Annotated in this window: 15 protein-coding genes; 6 read left to right on the top strand and 9 right to left on the bottom strand. The window is 70.3% G+C overall.

Annotated features, from left to right (window positions below; all coding sequences use genetic code 11):
• Positions 1–27: 27 nt before the first annotated feature.
• A complete protein-coding gene (locus tag ACX9TP_RS01760; RefSeq protein WP_482977953.1) occupies positions 28–1,323 on the bottom strand; it encodes a M20/M25/M40 family metallo-hydrolase in 1,296 nt (431 codons plus the stop codon).
• A 214-nt stretch (positions 1,324–1,537) separates the two neighbouring features.
• A complete protein-coding gene (locus tag ACX9TP_RS01755; RefSeq protein ID WP_482977952.1) occupies positions 1,538–2,494 on the bottom strand; it encodes a bifunctional UDP-sugar hydrolase/5'-nucleotidase in 957 nt (318 codons plus the stop codon).
• Between the two features lie 361 nt (positions 2,495–2,855).
• Between ACX9TP_RS01755 and ACX9TP_RS01750 the strand changes: the two genes are divergently transcribed.
• The 3 genes from ACX9TP_RS01750 (at position 2,856) to ACX9TP_RS01740 (ending at position 5,141) form a co-directional block, all read left to right on the top strand.
• Positions 2,856–3,740, top strand: a complete 885-nt coding sequence (locus tag ACX9TP_RS01750) for a zinc metalloprotease (RefSeq protein WP_482977951.1) — start codon at positions 2,856–2,858, stop codon at positions 3,738–3,740.
• A gap of 180 nt (positions 3,741–3,920) precedes the next feature.
• The gene (locus ACX9TP_RS01745; protein WP_482977950.1) at positions 3,921–4,076 is read left to right on the top strand and encodes a hypothetical protein; all 156 of its coding nucleotides are present in this window, start codon (positions 3,921–3,923) and stop codon (positions 4,074–4,076) included.
• A gap of 120 nt (positions 4,077–4,196) precedes the next feature.
• Complete coding sequence (locus ACX9TP_RS01740) at positions 4,197–5,141, top strand: ATP-grasp domain-containing protein (protein ID WP_482977949.1); 945 nt, start codon at positions 4,197–4,199, stop codon at positions 5,139–5,141.
• Positions 5,142–5,145: 4 nt separating this feature from the next.
• Here the strand turns inward: ACX9TP_RS01740 and ACX9TP_RS01735 are convergent, their stop codons facing one another.
• The gene (locus ACX9TP_RS01735; RefSeq protein WP_482977948.1) at positions 5,146–5,331 is read right to left on the bottom strand and encodes a hypothetical protein; all 186 of its coding nucleotides are present in this window, start codon (positions 5,329–5,331) and stop codon (positions 5,146–5,148) included.
• 3 nt (positions 5,332–5,334) lie between these two features.
• Positions 5,335–7,554: a peptidase domain-containing ABC transporter gene (locus ACX9TP_RS01730; RefSeq protein ID WP_482977947.1), complete on the bottom strand. Its 2,220-nt coding sequence runs from the start codon at positions 7,552–7,554 to the stop codon at positions 5,335–5,337.
• A 154-nt stretch (positions 7,555–7,708) separates the two neighbouring features.
• Between ACX9TP_RS01730 and sitA6 the strand changes: the two genes are divergently transcribed.
• Together sitA6 and sitI6 are read left to right on the top strand one after the other, a co-directional pair.
• Positions 7,709–7,975, top strand: coding sequence for a SitA6 family polymorphic toxin lipoprotein (sitA6, locus tag ACX9TP_RS01725; protein WP_482977946.1), 267 nt, complete (start codon positions 7,709–7,711; stop codon positions 7,973–7,975).
• A gap of 136 nt (positions 7,976–8,111) precedes the next feature.
• Positions 8,112–8,834 (top strand): SitI6 family double-CXXCG motif immunity protein, encoded by a 723-nt coding sequence (gene sitI6, locus ACX9TP_RS01720; RefSeq protein WP_482977945.1) that lies wholly within the window; start codon positions 8,112–8,114, stop codon positions 8,832–8,834.
• Positions 8,835–8,867: 33 nt separating this feature from the next.
• On the opposite strand, the gene ACX9TP_RS01715 is transcribed toward sitI6, so the two are convergent.
• Genes ACX9TP_RS01715 through ACX9TP_RS01700 form a run of 4 tightly spaced genes read right to left on the bottom strand, consistent with a single transcriptional unit; the run spans position 8,868 to position 12,234 of the window.
• Positions 8,868–10,109: an MlaD family protein gene (locus tag ACX9TP_RS01715; RefSeq protein WP_482977944.1), complete on the bottom strand. Its 1,242-nt coding sequence runs from the start codon at positions 10,107–10,109 to the stop codon at positions 8,868–8,870.
• Positions 10,106–10,927, bottom strand: a complete 822-nt coding sequence (locus tag ACX9TP_RS01710; RefSeq protein ID WP_482977943.1) for an ABC transporter ATP-binding protein — start codon at positions 10,925–10,927, stop codon at positions 10,106–10,108. Before ACX9TP_RS01710 ends, ACX9TP_RS01715 begins: the two co-directional genes overlap by 4 nt.
• A gap of 6 nt (positions 10,928–10,933) precedes the next feature.
• Positions 10,934–11,740: an MlaE family ABC transporter permease gene (locus ACX9TP_RS01705; protein WP_482977942.1), complete on the bottom strand. Its 807-nt coding sequence runs from the start codon at positions 11,738–11,740 to the stop codon at positions 10,934–10,936.
• Positions 11,737–12,234 (bottom strand): hypothetical protein, encoded by a 498-nt coding sequence (locus tag ACX9TP_RS01700; protein WP_482982352.1) that lies wholly within the window; start codon positions 12,232–12,234, stop codon positions 11,737–11,739. The genes ACX9TP_RS01705 and ACX9TP_RS01700 overlap by 4 nt, the downstream gene beginning before the upstream one ends.
• Before the next feature lie 307 nt (positions 12,235–12,541).
• Between ACX9TP_RS01700 and ACX9TP_RS01695 the strand changes: the two genes are divergently transcribed.
• On the top strand, positions 12,542–12,934 hold the full coding sequence (locus tag ACX9TP_RS01695; protein WP_482977941.1) for a hypothetical protein: 393 nt from the start codon (positions 12,542–12,544) through the stop codon (positions 12,932–12,934).
• A 12-nt stretch (positions 12,935–12,946) separates the two neighbouring features.
• Here ACX9TP_RS01695 and recF read toward each other — a convergent pair whose 3' ends face one another.
• A complete protein-coding gene (recF, locus tag ACX9TP_RS01690; protein WP_482977940.1) occupies positions 12,947–14,086 on the bottom strand; it encodes a DNA replication/repair protein RecF in 1,140 nt (379 codons plus the stop codon).
• Between the last annotated feature and the right edge of the window lie 24 nt (positions 14,087–14,110).

Genomic DNA, 14,110 nt, shown 5'->3' with positions numbered 1-14,110 from the left:
CAGGTGGAGCCCCGGAGCCTGGGCGAATCACAGCCGCACGAGCAGCTCGCGCAGGATGGTGAAGCCCTGCCGGAAGTCCTCCAGCCGGGCCTGCTCGTTGGGGGCGTGGTAGTACGCCATGTCCCCGAAGCCCGTTATCTGCACGTCGCAGCCCTGGCGCTGCAAGTCACGCACGAGCGGCAGCGAGCCGGTGAGGGAGAACGGCGTCGGCGCCACGCCGCGCACGTGCTGAATCGCGTCCTTCAGCGCCTGGAGCCCCGGCGAGTCCAGCCGGCAGGCGATGCCCTCCGTGCCGCCGCCCTGGAAGCGGAACGCCAGCGAGCCGCGCTTGCCGGCCGCGGTGCGCGTGCGCGGGAAGCCGGGGAGGACTTCGTCGCGCTCCAGGCGCGCATCCAGGTCCCGCACGAAGGCCTCCACCGACTGCATCACCTCCTTCAAGTCGTAGAAGGGCGTCACGCGGATGTCGCCGCGCAGGGTGATGTCGGCGGGAATCTTCGTCTCCTTGGTGTTGGCGCCCTCCACCACGGTGGCCTTGAGGCTGGACGAGGCGAGGAAGCCCCACTTCTTCTCGTCCTCGGTGGCGGGGTAGCGCGCGTGGAACCAGCGGGCCAGCTCCAGCGACGTGGCCATGGCCAGCTCCAGCGCGTTGACGCAGTTCTGCGGCATGCCCGAGTGCCCGCCCACGCCCGTCACCTTCAGCTCCCAGATGGCATTGCCGCCGGTGCCCACGTTGGGGCCGAAGTTGGCGCTGTCCAGCCAGTACACCGGCTGTCCGAGGAGGTCCTTCAGCCGTCCCTGCTGCGCCACGTAGCCCAGGCCCAGGCCCGGCAGGTCCGTGGACTCCTCGTTGGAGATGAACACCACCTTCAGCGTCCGGCTCGGGCGCACGTCGCGCTCGGCGAGCTGCGCGAGCAAGTCCGTAATCACCGCCACGTGGCCGAGGCAGTCGGTGACGCCGCGCCCGTAGAGCACGCCGCCGGGCCCCTCCCACAGCGCGAAGGGGTTGTGCTCCCAGCCCTCGCCCTTCTCGTCCGCGGGGACGACGTCGAAGTGTGCCCCCACGAAGCCCAGCGTGCCCTCGCCCGTGCCCTTCACGGTGAGCACCAGGCAGGGCCGCGCCTCGTTGCCGGGGCCCGCGAGCGACTCGACCTGGATGAAGCCGCTCTTCAGGTGCGGCGCGAGCACGTCCAGCACCACCTGCGCGGCGAGCCGCTCCTCGGGCACCAGGCCCCCACTGGGGTTGTTCTGCAGCTTCGGCGTCAGGGCGATGAGCCGCCGGAGCACATCCAGGAAACGGTCCTCACGAAGGGCGAGCGCTTGCATGGCGGCGGATTGGACCGCACGCCCCCGGCGAAGTCACCGGAAACGACGACGCCGGAGCGCCCCGGCGCCGGTGCCGAGTACGAAGCCGGACGAAGCGCCCGCGACGGGCGTGGCGCTGGCACCCCGCCGGACGAAGCGCCCGCGTCAGGGCGTGGCGCTGGCCAGTCTCGACGGACGACCTGCCGCTGGCGCCCCGCCGGACGAAGCGCCCGCGTCAGGGCGTGGCGGTGGCCGAGCCGGGCGGCTCGAGCTGCTCCACCTTCTGCTTCACCGCCGCGTCATCCGCCACCGCCAGACCCAGCGTGAGGTAGGAGAGCTGGTGCGCGCGCCCGCCGGCGGGCGCCTTCACGTCCACCTCCGTCTCCAGCTGCCGCATGCGGCCCTCCAGCTCGACGATGGTGCGGGTGAGGTCGGCGCGCGTCGGCTCGTCGCGCGTGGCGGCCAGCCGCTCGTGCGCCTTCAGGAGGTTGCCCTCCACCACGACCAGCTGCTGGCGCGCCCGCGTCCCCGAGCCCAGGTCCACGGAAGGGCCCGGCCCGTCCACGTTCAGCTCCAGCCGCGTCAGCTGCCGCCCGAGCTCCCCCGCGGGGAACACCGCGGCGTGGCTGCCCACCAGCTCGCCGATGCCAATGCCCTTGTTCTCGTGCGACTCCACCACGAAGTCCACCGCGTCCCCGGCGGTGAGCGCCAGCTTCACGGCCTCCTGGTACGGCATCGCCGCGAGCACCACCACCACGTCCACCTTGCTCTTCTGGCGCAGCTTGCGCGCCTCGGCCAGGGCCGCCTCCAGCGGCGGGCGCCCCTTCAGCGTCGGCTCTCCGGGCGGCGGGCCCTCGGGCGACACCCCCACCACCCCCACCTTCAGGCCTCCGGCCTCCACCACCGTGGACGCCGCGAAGGGCGCCTTGCCGGCCTTGTCCACCAGGTTCGCGGACAGGAGCTTCAGCTTCTTCTTCGGCCCCTGCGCCGCCTTGCGCAGCCACGACAGCCCCTGGGACAGGTCGCGGTGTCCCACCGCCATGGCCGTGGTCCCCAGCGCCTCCATCTGCTCCAGCACCAGCTCCGCGCGCTGTGTCACCAGCGGCTCGTCTTGACGCACCGGCTTGCGGAACAGCGCGTTACCCGCGTCCAGCAACACCACCGGCAGGCCGCGCCCCCTCTCCGCATCCACTGCAGTCTTCCGCCGCGCCAGTCCGCCCTGCGGCTCCTTCTTGCAGCCACATGGTGCAATCTCACCCTGGTTGTCCCCGGTGAACAGCAACACCAGACGCCGCGGCGCAGCAGAAGCTTGCACCGCAAACAACAACGCAACGCACAGCATCAGTAGTGGGATTGAGGCCTTCACGTCGTCTCCTCGAAGGGGGGCGAGCCTAGACGCTCGCGCTCGATTCGCCAGCTGGGTGGAAGCCGCCCCATATCGAGTCAACCCCGACTTCTGGTGAACCCAATATTAGCGATTATTGCGTGTATTGTTTTGATTCACGGAATCGTATACAACGCGCCGTCGCTCCCAACCCCCAGAGGATGCACGCATGCGTACGATTTTCGGTAAGGCCGCTGTGACGTTCGGTGCCGTTGCTGCGATGGTCGGCTGTGGTCCCGTGGACGAGTCGCAGATGGAGCAGGCTCCGGGGGAGACGGAGGCGGCCCTGCTCGACCGCTGCGGCAACCCTGACTTCGACGCGGAGACCGTGGCGGAGATCGAGGCGCGCTTCGAGGCGCTCAAGGCCCGTCAGGCGATGAAGGGCGAAGTGCAGGCGATGGCGGTGTCCATCCCCGTGTACTTCCACGTCATCCGCTCTTCCACTGGCTCCGGCGGCGTGACCACGACGCAGATCAACAACCAGATTGCCGTCCTCAACTCCGCCTACGCGGCCGCCGGCTTCAGCTTCTACCTGGCGGGCACGGACTACACGAACAACGGCACCTGGTACACCTGTACGGGCGGCACCTGCGAGTCGCAGATGAAGAACGCCCTGCGCAAGGGCACCGCGACCGCCCTCAACTTCTACACCAACAACATGGGCGGCGGCCTGCTGGGCTGGGCGACCTTCCCCTGGAGCGGCGCCACCTCGAAGATGGACGGCGTCGTCGTCCTCCAGGGCTCGCTGCCCGGCGGCTCCACCAGCAACTACAACCAGGGCGACACGGGCACCCACGAGGTCGGTCACTGGATGGGCCTGTACCACACGTTCCAGGGCGGCTGCGCCAGCCCCGGCGACAGCGTGAGCGACACGCCGCCCGAGGCCTCGCCGGCTTCCGGCTGCCCCACCGGCCGTGACACCTGCTCCACCGCCGGCCTGGACCCCATCACCAACTTCATGGACTACAGCTACGACTCCTGCATGAACACGTTCAGCGCGGGCCAGAACGCCCGCATGAACAGCATGTGGACCTCGTACCGCGCGGGCCGCTAATCCCGGCGCGGGACAGCTTTCGTCCCTGACATGAACGGCGGGCTCCCACCTGGGGGCTCGCCGTTTTGTCTTTGCGGGGGTGGCACTGACGCATGCGAGGGATTGCCTCCCTGCCTGCCCCGCCCCGGGCCCGGCCCCTGGCGCCGGGTGCTCGCCAGTCCCACCTTGCGGGGTGGAACCATGAGCGAACCCCAACCCCAGAAACGGCCCCGGGCGCTGTTCATCCGGGACCTCGTTCCCGTCCGGAGCCCGGCCCCGCCCGCCGCGCCGCCCCGCGACTCCCAGGTCACCACGATGATGGTGGGCGAGGAGAAGGACACGGGGGGCGAGGCCTGACGCACCGCTGGCACGGCGGCGGGCCGCGAGGTACGCACCCGGGCTGACCCGTCAGGCCTCCCGCGTCCGTATGGGAGGTGCGGCGTGGGACAACCCGCGGTGAGAGGGTACACAGGCACCATGAAGACAGAGACTGGGACGGTGGTGCTCGTGGGCTCCCGCGAGGACATCCACATCAAGGATGTGGCGCGCCGGCTGGGCGAGGAGGGCGTGGACGCGGTCATCGTGGACACGCTGGCCTTCCCGGACGAGACGAAGGTGTCCCTCACGGACGACCTGTCGGGCATCACCGTGGACGGGCGCACCGTGGGCCGGCCCGCCGCCGTCTACCTGCGCGGCCTGCACAGCAGCCCCCTGGCCTACCTGGTGGACGCGCAGGAGGCCATGGACGAGGACTGGCGCACCACGCTCACCGCCTTCCGCGAGAAGGGCACCCTGCTCAACGGGCTCGTGGCGCGGTGGGAGCAGCTGGGCGTGCCGCTCTACAACCCCGTCTCCAGCGACTGGACGATGAACAAGCCGGTGCAGCTCGCCGCGCTCAAGGCCGCGGGCCTGCCGGTGCCCCGGACGCTGTGGACCAACGACGCGGAGGCCGTGCGCCGCTTCGCCGCGGGAGGGCGCGTGGCCTACAAGCCCGTCACCGGCGGCGCCGCCACGCGCGAGCTGCTGCCCGAGGACCTCACCGACGAGCGGCTCGCCGCGCTGTCCGCCGCCCCCGTCACCTTCCAGGAGCTGCTGCCCGGAGAGGACCTCCGCGTGTACGTGCTGGACGGGGAGGTCATCGCCAGCCTGCGCATCGTCACCTCCGCGCTCGACTTCCGGCAGAACGAGGAGCGCGTGGAGCCGGTGGAGTTGCCGCCCGAGGTGGCCCGTGACTGCGTGAAGGCGTGCGAGGTGCTCGGCCTGCGGTGGACGGGGTTGGACCTGAAGCGCGGGCAGGACGGCGTGCTCAAGTTCCTGGAGCTGAACGGCTCCGCCATGTTCCTCGGCTTCGACGCGAGCGGCGGCACGGACATCGCCGGCCACTTCACCCGCGCGCTCGCGAAGCACGCGCGGCGGGCTTGAGCCACTACTTCCAGAGCACGGCGAGCACGGTGCGCGAGGCCAGCCACGCCAGCGCGCCGAGCACCACCACCAGCGCCACGGTGAAGGCCAGGGCGCGGTACGGGCGCGGGTGCATCACCGAGCGCAGCTCGTCGGTGAGGGCGGGGTCGGCGTCCAGCTCGTCGGGAGGCAGGGGCTTGGGAGACGTCATGGCTCAGCTCTGCTCCATCTGGTTCTCGACGAGCGCGCGGTAGCGCCCGCCCGGAATGGCCACCAGCTCCTCGTGGGTGCCCTCCTCCACCACGCGGCCTTTGTCGAGGACGACAATCTTGTCCGCGCGGCGCACGGTGGACAGGCGGTGCGCCACCACCACGAGGGTGCGGCCCGCGGCCTCGCGCTGGAGCGCCTCGGTAATCGCGCGCTCCAGCTCCGCGTCCAGGTGGCTGGTGGCCTCGTCGAGGAAGAGCACGCGCGGGTTGCGGTAGATGGCGCGCGCCAGCTGCAGGCGCTGCTCCTCGCCGCCGGACAGCCGCATGCCGGCCTCGCCAATCTTCGTCTTCAGCCCGTTGGGCAGCGCGAGCAGCGCGTCCAGGCACGCGGTGCGCGCGGCATGCTCCAGGCGCTCCGCGTCCGGCGCGTCGTCCCCCAGGGCGATGTTCTCCGCGAGCGTGCCGTCGAAGACGTCCGTCTTCTGGAACACGAAGGACACCGAGCGGCGCAGGGCCGTGGCGTCGTAGGACTCGATGGGCCTGCCGTCGTAGAGGACGCGGCCCCGCTCCGCGCGGTAGAGGCCGTAGAGCACCTGGGTGAGCGTCGTCTTGCCCGCGCCGGAGCGGCCGACAATCGCCGTCATCTTCCCGGCGGGAATCGTGAAGCTCACGTCGTCCAGGACGGGCGGGTCATTGGGCGAGCCGTAGCGGAAGGTGACGCCCTCCAGCTTCAGCTCCGGCGCCTGGGTGAGCGCGCCCGCCGTGGGCACGGTGTCGTCGCGCAGCTCGGGCTCGGCGTCGTAGACGATGTCCACGCGGCGCAGGGAGATGAACACGTCCTGCAGCTGGTGGATGAACATGACCAGGTTCTGCATCGGCGCCAGCACCAGGCCGAGGATGGCGAGCGTGGCCACCATCTGCCCCAGCGTGAGCTGGCCCGCGAGCACCAGGTGCGCCTCGTAGACGAGGATGCCCGCGTACACGCCCTGGTTGACGAACTGCGCACCGGAGTTGTGGATGGTGTCGTGCAGCCAGATGCGGCGCGCGGCCTCCACCTCGCGCGCCTGGATTTTCTCCCAGCGGGCGCGGGCCTGACGCTCGGCGCCGCACGCCTTGAGCGTCTGGATGCCGCCGAGCATCTGCATCTCCAGGCGGCTGGCGTCCGCGGCGGCGCGGAAGCGCTGGTGGTCCAGCACCGTGCGCCGGGGCATCAGCAGCAGCGTCCACACCGTGTACACCGCGGCGCCCGTGAGGAAGATGCCGAACACGGTGGCGTCGTACAGGAAGAGCACCACGCCGTAGCCCACCAGCATCACCAGGTCGAGCAGCACGGACACCGACGCGCCCTGGAGGATGCGGCGGATGCGCTGGTGGTCCTCGATGCGCTGGAGCAAGTCCCCCCGGTGGCGCCGCGCGAAGAAGGACACGGGCAGCGACAGCAGGCGCTTCCAGAACTGCGCCAGCAGCAGCACCGAGTAGCCGCTGGACAGGAGGAACAGGCCCGCGCCGCGCGCCACCGACACCAGCACCTGTGCCACGAGCAGCACGGCGAGGCCCACGCCCACGGCGGCGAGCAGCGTCACGTCGCGGCCGCCCACCGCCTTGTCGACGAGCCCCTGGATGAGGAAGGGCTGCGCGAGCGCGAGGGCCTGGAGGAGCACCGTGGTGAGGAGCACCTGGAAGAGCAGCACGCGGTAGCGCAGCAGGCCGCGGCCGAAGCGCCGCAGGCCGCCGAGGCGACGGGAGGCTTCCGGCGCATTGGGGACTTCCAGCGGGCGGAAGATGGCGTCGGTGGGCTGGAGCGACAGGAGGATGCCGTTCCAGTGGTCGCCGAGCCGCGCGCGGGGGATGCGGCGCAGGCCCAGGGCGGGGTCGCCGATGATGGCCTCCTTCGGCGTCAGCTTGTAGAGGACGACGTAGTGGTTCTCCTCCCAGTGGATGATGCCGGGGAGCAGGGCCTGGCCCTCCTCGTCGTCGAGGTCGGAGAAGTCCTCCACGTGGAAGCCGCGGGCCTGGAACCCCACCTTCTGGGCGGTGGTGAGCAGGTCCACCATGGAGGTGCCGCTCGTCTGGACGTGGGCCAGCTCCTTCAGCGAGGACAGCTCGTGCCGGGCGCCGTGGTACGCGGAAATCATCTCCAGGCAGGCGGGGCCGCAGTCCGCCTCCTCGAGCTGGCGGCGGAGCGGATACGGCTGGAGGGCGACGGCGAGCCGGGAGCGAGGCACGGTCAGTTCGGTATCACGGGAAGGGTGGCGCGTTCATCCCTGATACGGAACGGGCGGCCCATCGTGGCAACGGCGCCTCGCGGAGCGTGCGCCTGCTCCGCTGGCTGTTAGCCTCCCTCCGATGCAGCGGCACCCGCGACGGATACGGACTTCGATGACATCCAGGCTCGCTTGCGTGGCGGGACTGCTGGGCGCCCTGCTGGTGGGATGCGCTTCCACACCGCGCTCCAGCCCGCGCCTACCCTCGGGGCCGGGCTGGGTGCGGCATCACCTCTTCCCCCAGGCGGACAGCCTCGCGAAGTGGTTCTCCAGGGCTCCCCGCAGCATGAACGTGCACGACTTCACCCTGGTCATCGAGCAGGCCACCCACCAGCGCATCCACAATAATGGGCCGCGCGGGGGCGCGTGGAATCAGGAGTGAAACCAGTTCGCCAGGCAGTACCCGGGAGCAACGCAGCAGCAGGTCTGGGAGCATCTCGGGAAGCTCATCCAGAAGTATGACCTGATGGGCCCTATCGTCCCGTACTACTACCTGCGGTGATGGACGGGAGCGGCGCATGAAGCTCTTCGAAGTGCTCGAGGATGCGAGCACATCCCAGACGGGCAACATCGACGGCGTGAGCCCGTGGTGCATCCCCAGCATCGAGTGCACGATGTGCGGTGGGTATGGCGGCCTCGGAGAGTCGTACCCGACGGTGGACCTCGGCGACCTCCCGGAGCGGGCGCTGCTGGAGGAGCCCCGGAGCCTTCAAGCGGTGTCACTGGAGGAGTACCGGCGACTGTGCGAGCTGCTGCGGCCTCGCGTTCCCGCCGGGGCCCCGCTGGAGCCAGGGACACAGCTCGGCCCTTCCAGGGGGAAGTCCTCGGGCCGCTTCGGTGACTTCTTCTTCCAGGCCCCCTGGACGTTATGGGCGGCACGAGAAGCGGTGGTGAAGCTCCAGGACGCGGGCGTACCGGGCTTGCGAGGCGCCCCGGGTGAATTACGCCATCGAGGCAAGGCCGCGCCCGAGCTGCTCGAGCTCGAGCTTCAGGTGCGAGGACACCTGCACCCCTCCTGCCTGCCCTCTGACTGGCAGAAGCCGTGCGCCCGATGCGGCAGCAACCGCAACGGCTACCCGGCGGAGGCCGCTGCCCTGAAAGCCGTGACGCTGCCGCAGGACGTGGACCTCTTCCGCCTCCACGACTTCAAGACCGTCATCCTCGCGAATGAGCGCTTCGTCGATGCGGTGAAGCGGCTCCAGCTCGCGGGCATCGCCTTCCGCGAGCTACCGGTTCGCTAACACCCAGCCGGCTCGAACTCAGGCCTCGCGCCCTCAACCAGGGTGCGCGTCAACAGCTGGAACGGAAGCCGGAACCACCGTCGATTCTGGCACCACCCCACCTGATGAGCCAGGCACCGCCGCCGGCTGCTGCGTCACGGGCTTCTCCTCCTTCCGCGGCTCGCCAATCTGCTCCAGGTCCTCGCGGTTGTTCAGCGAGAAGCGCACCAGCGCGCGGAGGATGCGGTTGCGCTTCACGTTGCCCAGCACCTCGCGCAGGTCCTCGTAGACGGTCGGGTCGCTGATGAGCCCGCCCACCGTGCCATCCCCCTTCGCCACCGTCGCCGTAATCTTCTTGAGGTTCGCCGCCGCGCTGCCCAGGTCCGCGAACATCTCCCTCGAATCCCCGTACACCAGCTGGTGCACCGCCCCGTTCGGACTCTTCTTCGCGTCCTCGATGAGCCCCGCGAGCTGCCCCGCCGCCTCACCCATCTCACGCAGCGCCGTCACGCCCTCCTCACCGTAGATGAGCTGGTGCGCCGTGCCGTCTCCCGAGCGCACCTCGCGCAGGAGCGCCTCCACGTGCCCCATCGCCCCGTCCATCCGCTGCGCCGCCTGGGACGCATTCGCCATCAGCGTGCGCACCTCGCGCCCCGCGCTCTTGTCGTAGATGAGCGCATGCAGCACGCCGTCCCCCTTCTCCACCTCCTCCAGCAGCGCCCGCAGCGACGCCATGCCGCGCGCCACGTCCTTCGCCAGCGCCGGGTCCGCGTACGCGTCCACCGCCTCGCGCAGCGACTTGCTGATGGCAATGGAGTTCTCCATCACCTGCCCCGCCCCGTTCAGCAGCGTGGAGATGTCCCCTCCCGCCGACGACTTCAGCACCCCGCCCGACTCCACCGGCGGCGCCGTGGGGCTGCCCAGCGAGATGTCCACCGCCTTGTCGCCCAGCACGCCCATGCTCGACAGCACCGCCACCGAGTCCTCGCGGATGCGGTCCGTGTACTTCCGCGACACCTGGAGGTGCACCTCCAGCCGCGCGTCGTCCGGGTCCTGGGAGAAGGTGATGCCCGTCACCTTCCCCACCTTCAGGCCGCCAATCCACACCGGCGACTCGTCGCTCAACCCCTGCACGTTGCTGAAGTAGGCGCGGTACGTGGCCTGCCGCTCGAAGAGGCGCGACTCCTGGCCGATGAAGAACACCACCACGCCCGCCACCGCCAGGCCCATGGCCACGAAGAGCCCCGCGCGCAGCGCCAGCCGGCGCTCGCCCGAGGCGGAAGGAAACAGGCTCATGACGCGCCTCCGGGGACGAGCTCGGCGCGGCGCGCGTCCAGGAAGGCCCGCACCTCCGGCACCTTCGAGTGCCGTATCTCCTCGCGCGTGCCCACCTGCACGATGCGCCGGTTGGCCAGCATCGCCAGCCGGTCTCCCACCGAGAAGGCACTCACCATGTCATGCGTCACGACGATGGAGGTACAGCCGAGCTTCGTCTTCATCGAGTTGATCAATTCGTTGATGGACTGCGTCGTCACCGGGTCCAGTCCCGTGGTGGGCTCGTCCCACAGGATGACCTCCGCGTCCGTGGCGATGGCCCGCGCCAGCCCCACCCGCTTCTTCATGCCGCCCGACAAATCCGACGGCATCAGGTGCTCCGTGTTCGGCAGATTCACCAGCGCCAGCTTCTGGGCCACGCGCTCGCGCAGCTCGCTCTCGGGCATCTCCGGGAAGTGCTCGCGCAGCGGGTACGCCACGTTCTCCCCCACCGTCAGCGAGTCGAAGAGCGCCGCCCCCTGGAACACCATGGCCACGTGCCGGCGCACCGGGATGAACTGGTCCTCCGTGAAGTGCGTCAGCTCATGCCCCTGGAACAGGATGCGCCCCGTGTCCGGCCGCAAGAGGCCGATGAGGCACTTGAGCAGCACGCTCTTGCCCGTGCCCGAGCCGCCCATCACCACCAGCGTCTCCCCCGCGCGCACGTCCAGCTCCACGTCGTCGTAGACGTGCTTGGGGCCGAACGCCTTCGTCAGGTGCTCGAAGTGGATGAGCCGCTCGCCCGGCGTGGGCTTGCGGAACTCGAAGGTGGAGGGCTCCTGGCGGCGGGCGAGACGCATGGGGCCTCAGAAGTACAGCGTCAGCTTGGTGATGAAGAAGTCCGCCAGGCACACCGAGACGGAGGTCACCGCCACCGTCTGCGTGGTGGCGCGGCCCACGCCCTCCGTGCCGCCCTCCACGGTGAGCCCCTTGAAGCAGCCCACCAGCCCGATGATGACGCCGAACACCGCGCCCTTGAACACGCCGGAGACGAAGTCCTCCAGCAGCACCGCGTCCAGCGCTCCCTGGAAGAACTGCTCCAGCGGCAGCGCGTACTGCAGCTTCACCACCAGCGCGCCGCCCACCAGACCGATGACGTCCGCGAAGATGGTGAGCACCGGCATCACCAGCAGGCACGCCAGCACGCGCGGCACCACCAGCTTGCGCAGCGGGTCCGCGCCCAGCGCGCGAATGGCGTCCACCTGCTCCGTCACCGTCATGGCGCCCAGCTCCGCCGCCATGCCACTGCCGATGCGAGCGCCCACCGTGAGCGCGGTGAGCACCGGCGCCAGCTCGCGGAACAGCGTGAGCACCACCACGCGCCCCACCGTGTACTGCACGCCGAAGCGCGCCAGGAAGTAACCGAATTGCAACGAGATGACGAGCCCGGCGAACGTCGCCGTGAGCAGCGCAATCGGCAGCGAGCGCACCCCGAGCGACTCGGTGTGGTAGACGAGCGTCTTCCAGTCGTACGGCGGGCGCACCGCGCGGCTGAAGACCTGGCCCGACATCAGCGCCAGCGCGCCCAGCGACTCCAGGCGCACCTTCGTGCGTGCGACGAGCCCCTCCTTCTCCGGCGGTGCGGCGGCGCTGGCCTCCACTTCCGGCGTCATTTCGAACGCTCCGACTCGAAGCCGGCCAGCAGCGTCTCGAAGTCCGCCAGCCGCTCCTCCGCCAGTCCCGGCGGGGACACGTAGGAGAAGTCGAACACGCAGTTGTCCTTCTTCAGCACCACCAGTTCCAGCTGCACTGGCACCCCGTCCAGCTTCGCCAGGTAGCGGCTGCGCAGGGCCTCGCGCTCCGCCATGGGGACGAGCTTCGAGGACACCTCCTGGCGCTCCGTGAAGCCCGCGAGCAGGTGGCGGGTGAGCACCGGCAGGGGCGGGTCGTCATGCCCCTCGCAGGTGGCGTTGACGGAGAGCGCGCGGCCGGTGCCCTCCTCGGCGAAGGCCAGGTCATTGCCCTCCAGCCACACCCGGTGCCACGCTTCCGGCAGCCTGCCCACGCGGTAGCGCACGGCGGGCTTGGTGAGCACCTGGTCCTCGAAGCTCACGCGGCGGCAGCCCACCAGGGGCGCGACCAGCACGAGTAGCAACATCCACCGCATGGCACCGTTCTTCGTCACGTGCTCCCGGCCCTGTGCGCGGTGAGTCATGCGTCAGCAGGGGCCTGCCTGCAAGGTTTTCCGCAGGGCCAAACGTCCACTGTCACACCTCGTTCGCATTCCCGCGCGCGCGCCGTCCGCCCGGCCCCCGGTCGGTCTCGGCGTCTGACGGGCCCAGGGGAGTCCCCCGCGCCCATGCCGGTTCGCATCTTCCCTCCAGCACCGGACTGAGAATGCGGAGGCGTGCGAGGGGACGAACCGTCTCCCGCCCTCTCCCTCCTGGGGGAATGCTCCGGGCAAGGAGGACACGATGGATGGCGGACTCGCGGTATTCGGCTTTGGTCTCTTCCTCCTCGGAATCGCCAATCTCTACGCGCGCACGTCGTACTGGTTGGCGTGGGTGATGCTCGCCCTCTCGCTGGTGTCCATGGGCCTGGCCTTCAGCGAGTCGAAGAAGCTGCGCGAGGTGTCGCTGGGCATGTCCGTGGTCCTGCTCGTGCTGAGCGGCGTGGCCATGGCCACGGGGGTGCCCTGGTGGCTGGCGCTGGGCGCGTTCCTCTTCGCCGTGGCCTACGGCGTGCTGTGGGCGGAGTTCCGCTTCTCCTACTTCGAGCACGTGGGGCCCGACGAGGCCCGGGCCCACGCCCACTCCCGGCGCTTCCACATGCACTGGCCCTGGCAGCGGCGGCGCGTGGCGCCTTGAGGCGTTGATGCGTCAGCCGGCGGGAGGCTCGGCGGTGGCGTGCACCGCCACCTGCCCGCCGTGGACGGAGAGCCAGAGCGTGTCCTCCGCCGCGGCGGCGCGCACCAGCGAGCCGTCCGTGGTGGTGAGGAACACCTGCGCGCCGCTCTTCGCCAGGTAGTTCATCAGGTACGCGTTGCGCTCCGGGTCCAGCTCGCTCGACACGTCGTCGAGCAGCAGCAGCGGCAGGAAGCCCATCGCGGCCTCCAGGTTCTCGATTTCGGCAATCTTCCAGCCGAGCACCAGCGCGCGCTGCTGCCCCTGGCTCGCGTACGCCCGCGCGCTGCGCCCGCCCAGCGTCACCGACACGTCGTCCGAGTGCGGGCCCACCGACGTGAAGCCCCGGTCCAGGTCCCGGCGGAGGCGCTCGTTGAGCGACTCGCGCAGGGCCACCGCGAGGGCGGCCTCGTCCGCCGTGGGGAAGTCGCCGCCCAGGTGCGCGGGGTGGTAGCCGTACGTGGCCGGGTCCACCGTGCGGCCGATGGAGGCGAACGTCGCCTGCGCGCGCGGCGCCAGCTCCGCCATCAGCGCCCGCCGCCGCGCGTAGATGCGCGCGCCGGCCTTGGCCAGCGTCTCGTCGTAGGCCTCCAGGTAGGCGGCCTCCACCGAGTGCCCCTCGCGCAGCAGGCGGTTGCGGTTCTTCAGCGCTCGCGCGTACTCGCGGCTCTCGCGGAGGAAGGCCGGGAAGCGGTTGAACACCGCGCGGTCCAGGAAGGCGCGGCGCGCGTCCGGGCCACCCTTCACCACTTCGAGGTCGTCCGGGGTGAAGGCCACCACGGAGACGCCGCCGAAGTACTCCTCCAGGCTGGCCGCCTTCTTCCCATCCACGAAGGCCTGGCGCGTGCCGCCGCCCACCTCGACGGAGATTTCGCGCTCCGCTCCCTTGAGGAGGAAGCGGCCTGTCACGCGCGCGCCCTGCGAGCCCCAGCGCACCAACTCCGACAGGCGGCCCGCGCGCAGCGGCTTCAAGGTGGCCAGGAAATAGAGCGCCTCCAGCAGGTTCGTCTTGCCCTGCCCGTTCTGCCCCACCGCAATCGTGGCGTGGGGGCTGGGCGAGAGCTGGACCTGGGGGAGGTTTCGGAAGTCCTGGACTTGGAGCGCGAGGAGGCGCACGGCCCCCTCCGTATAACCTCCCGC

The organism is Pyxidicoccus sp. M15, from assembly GCF_056858435.1.
The sequence above is the reverse complement of the archived record's forward strand: the minus strand, read 5'-3'. Positions and strand labels throughout refer to the sequence as shown.

Coding starts and splice junctions, on each gene's coding strand:
- ACX9TP_RS01715 (WP_482977944.1), bottom strand. CDS start 10,109: ATGAGCCTGTTTCCTTCCGCCTCGGGCGAGCGCCGGCTGGCGCTGCGC.
- sitA6 (WP_482977946.1), top strand. CDS start 7,709: ATGACATCCAGGCTCGCTTGCGTGGCGGGACTGCTGGGCGCCCTGCTG.
- ACX9TP_RS01750 (WP_482977951.1), top strand. CDS start 2,856: ATGCGTACGATTTTCGGTAAGGCCGCTGTGACGTTCGGTGCCGTTGCT.
- ACX9TP_RS01695 (WP_482977941.1), top strand. CDS start 12,542: ATGGATGGCGGACTCGCGGTATTCGGCTTTGGTCTCTTCCTCCTCGGA.
- ACX9TP_RS01705 (WP_482977942.1), bottom strand. CDS start 11,740: ATGACGCCGGAAGTGGAGGCCAGCGCCGCCGCACCGCCGGAGAAGGAG.
- ACX9TP_RS01710 (WP_482977943.1), bottom strand. CDS start 10,927: ATGCGTCTCGCCCGCCGCCAGGAGCCCTCCACCTTCGAGTTCCGCAAG.
- sitI6 (WP_482977945.1), top strand. CDS start 8,112: ATGAAGCTCTTCGAAGTGCTCGAGGATGCGAGCACATCCCAGACGGGC.
- ACX9TP_RS01745 (WP_482977950.1), top strand. CDS start 3,921: ATGAGCGAACCCCAACCCCAGAAACGGCCCCGGGCGCTGTTCATCCGG.
- ACX9TP_RS01760 (WP_482977953.1), bottom strand. CDS start 1,323: ATGCAAGCGCTCGCCCTTCGTGAGGACCGTTTCCTGGATGTGCTCCGG.
- ACX9TP_RS01740 (WP_482977949.1), top strand. CDS start 4,197: ATGAAGACAGAGACTGGGACGGTGGTGCTCGTGGGCTCCCGCGAGGAC.
- ACX9TP_RS01700 (WP_482982352.1), bottom strand. CDS start 12,234: ATGCGGTGGATGTTGCTACTCGTGCTGGTCGCGCCCCTGGTGGGCTGC.
- ACX9TP_RS01735 (WP_482977948.1), bottom strand. CDS start 5,331: ATGACGTCTCCCAAGCCCCTGCCTCCCGACGAGCTGGACGCCGACCCC.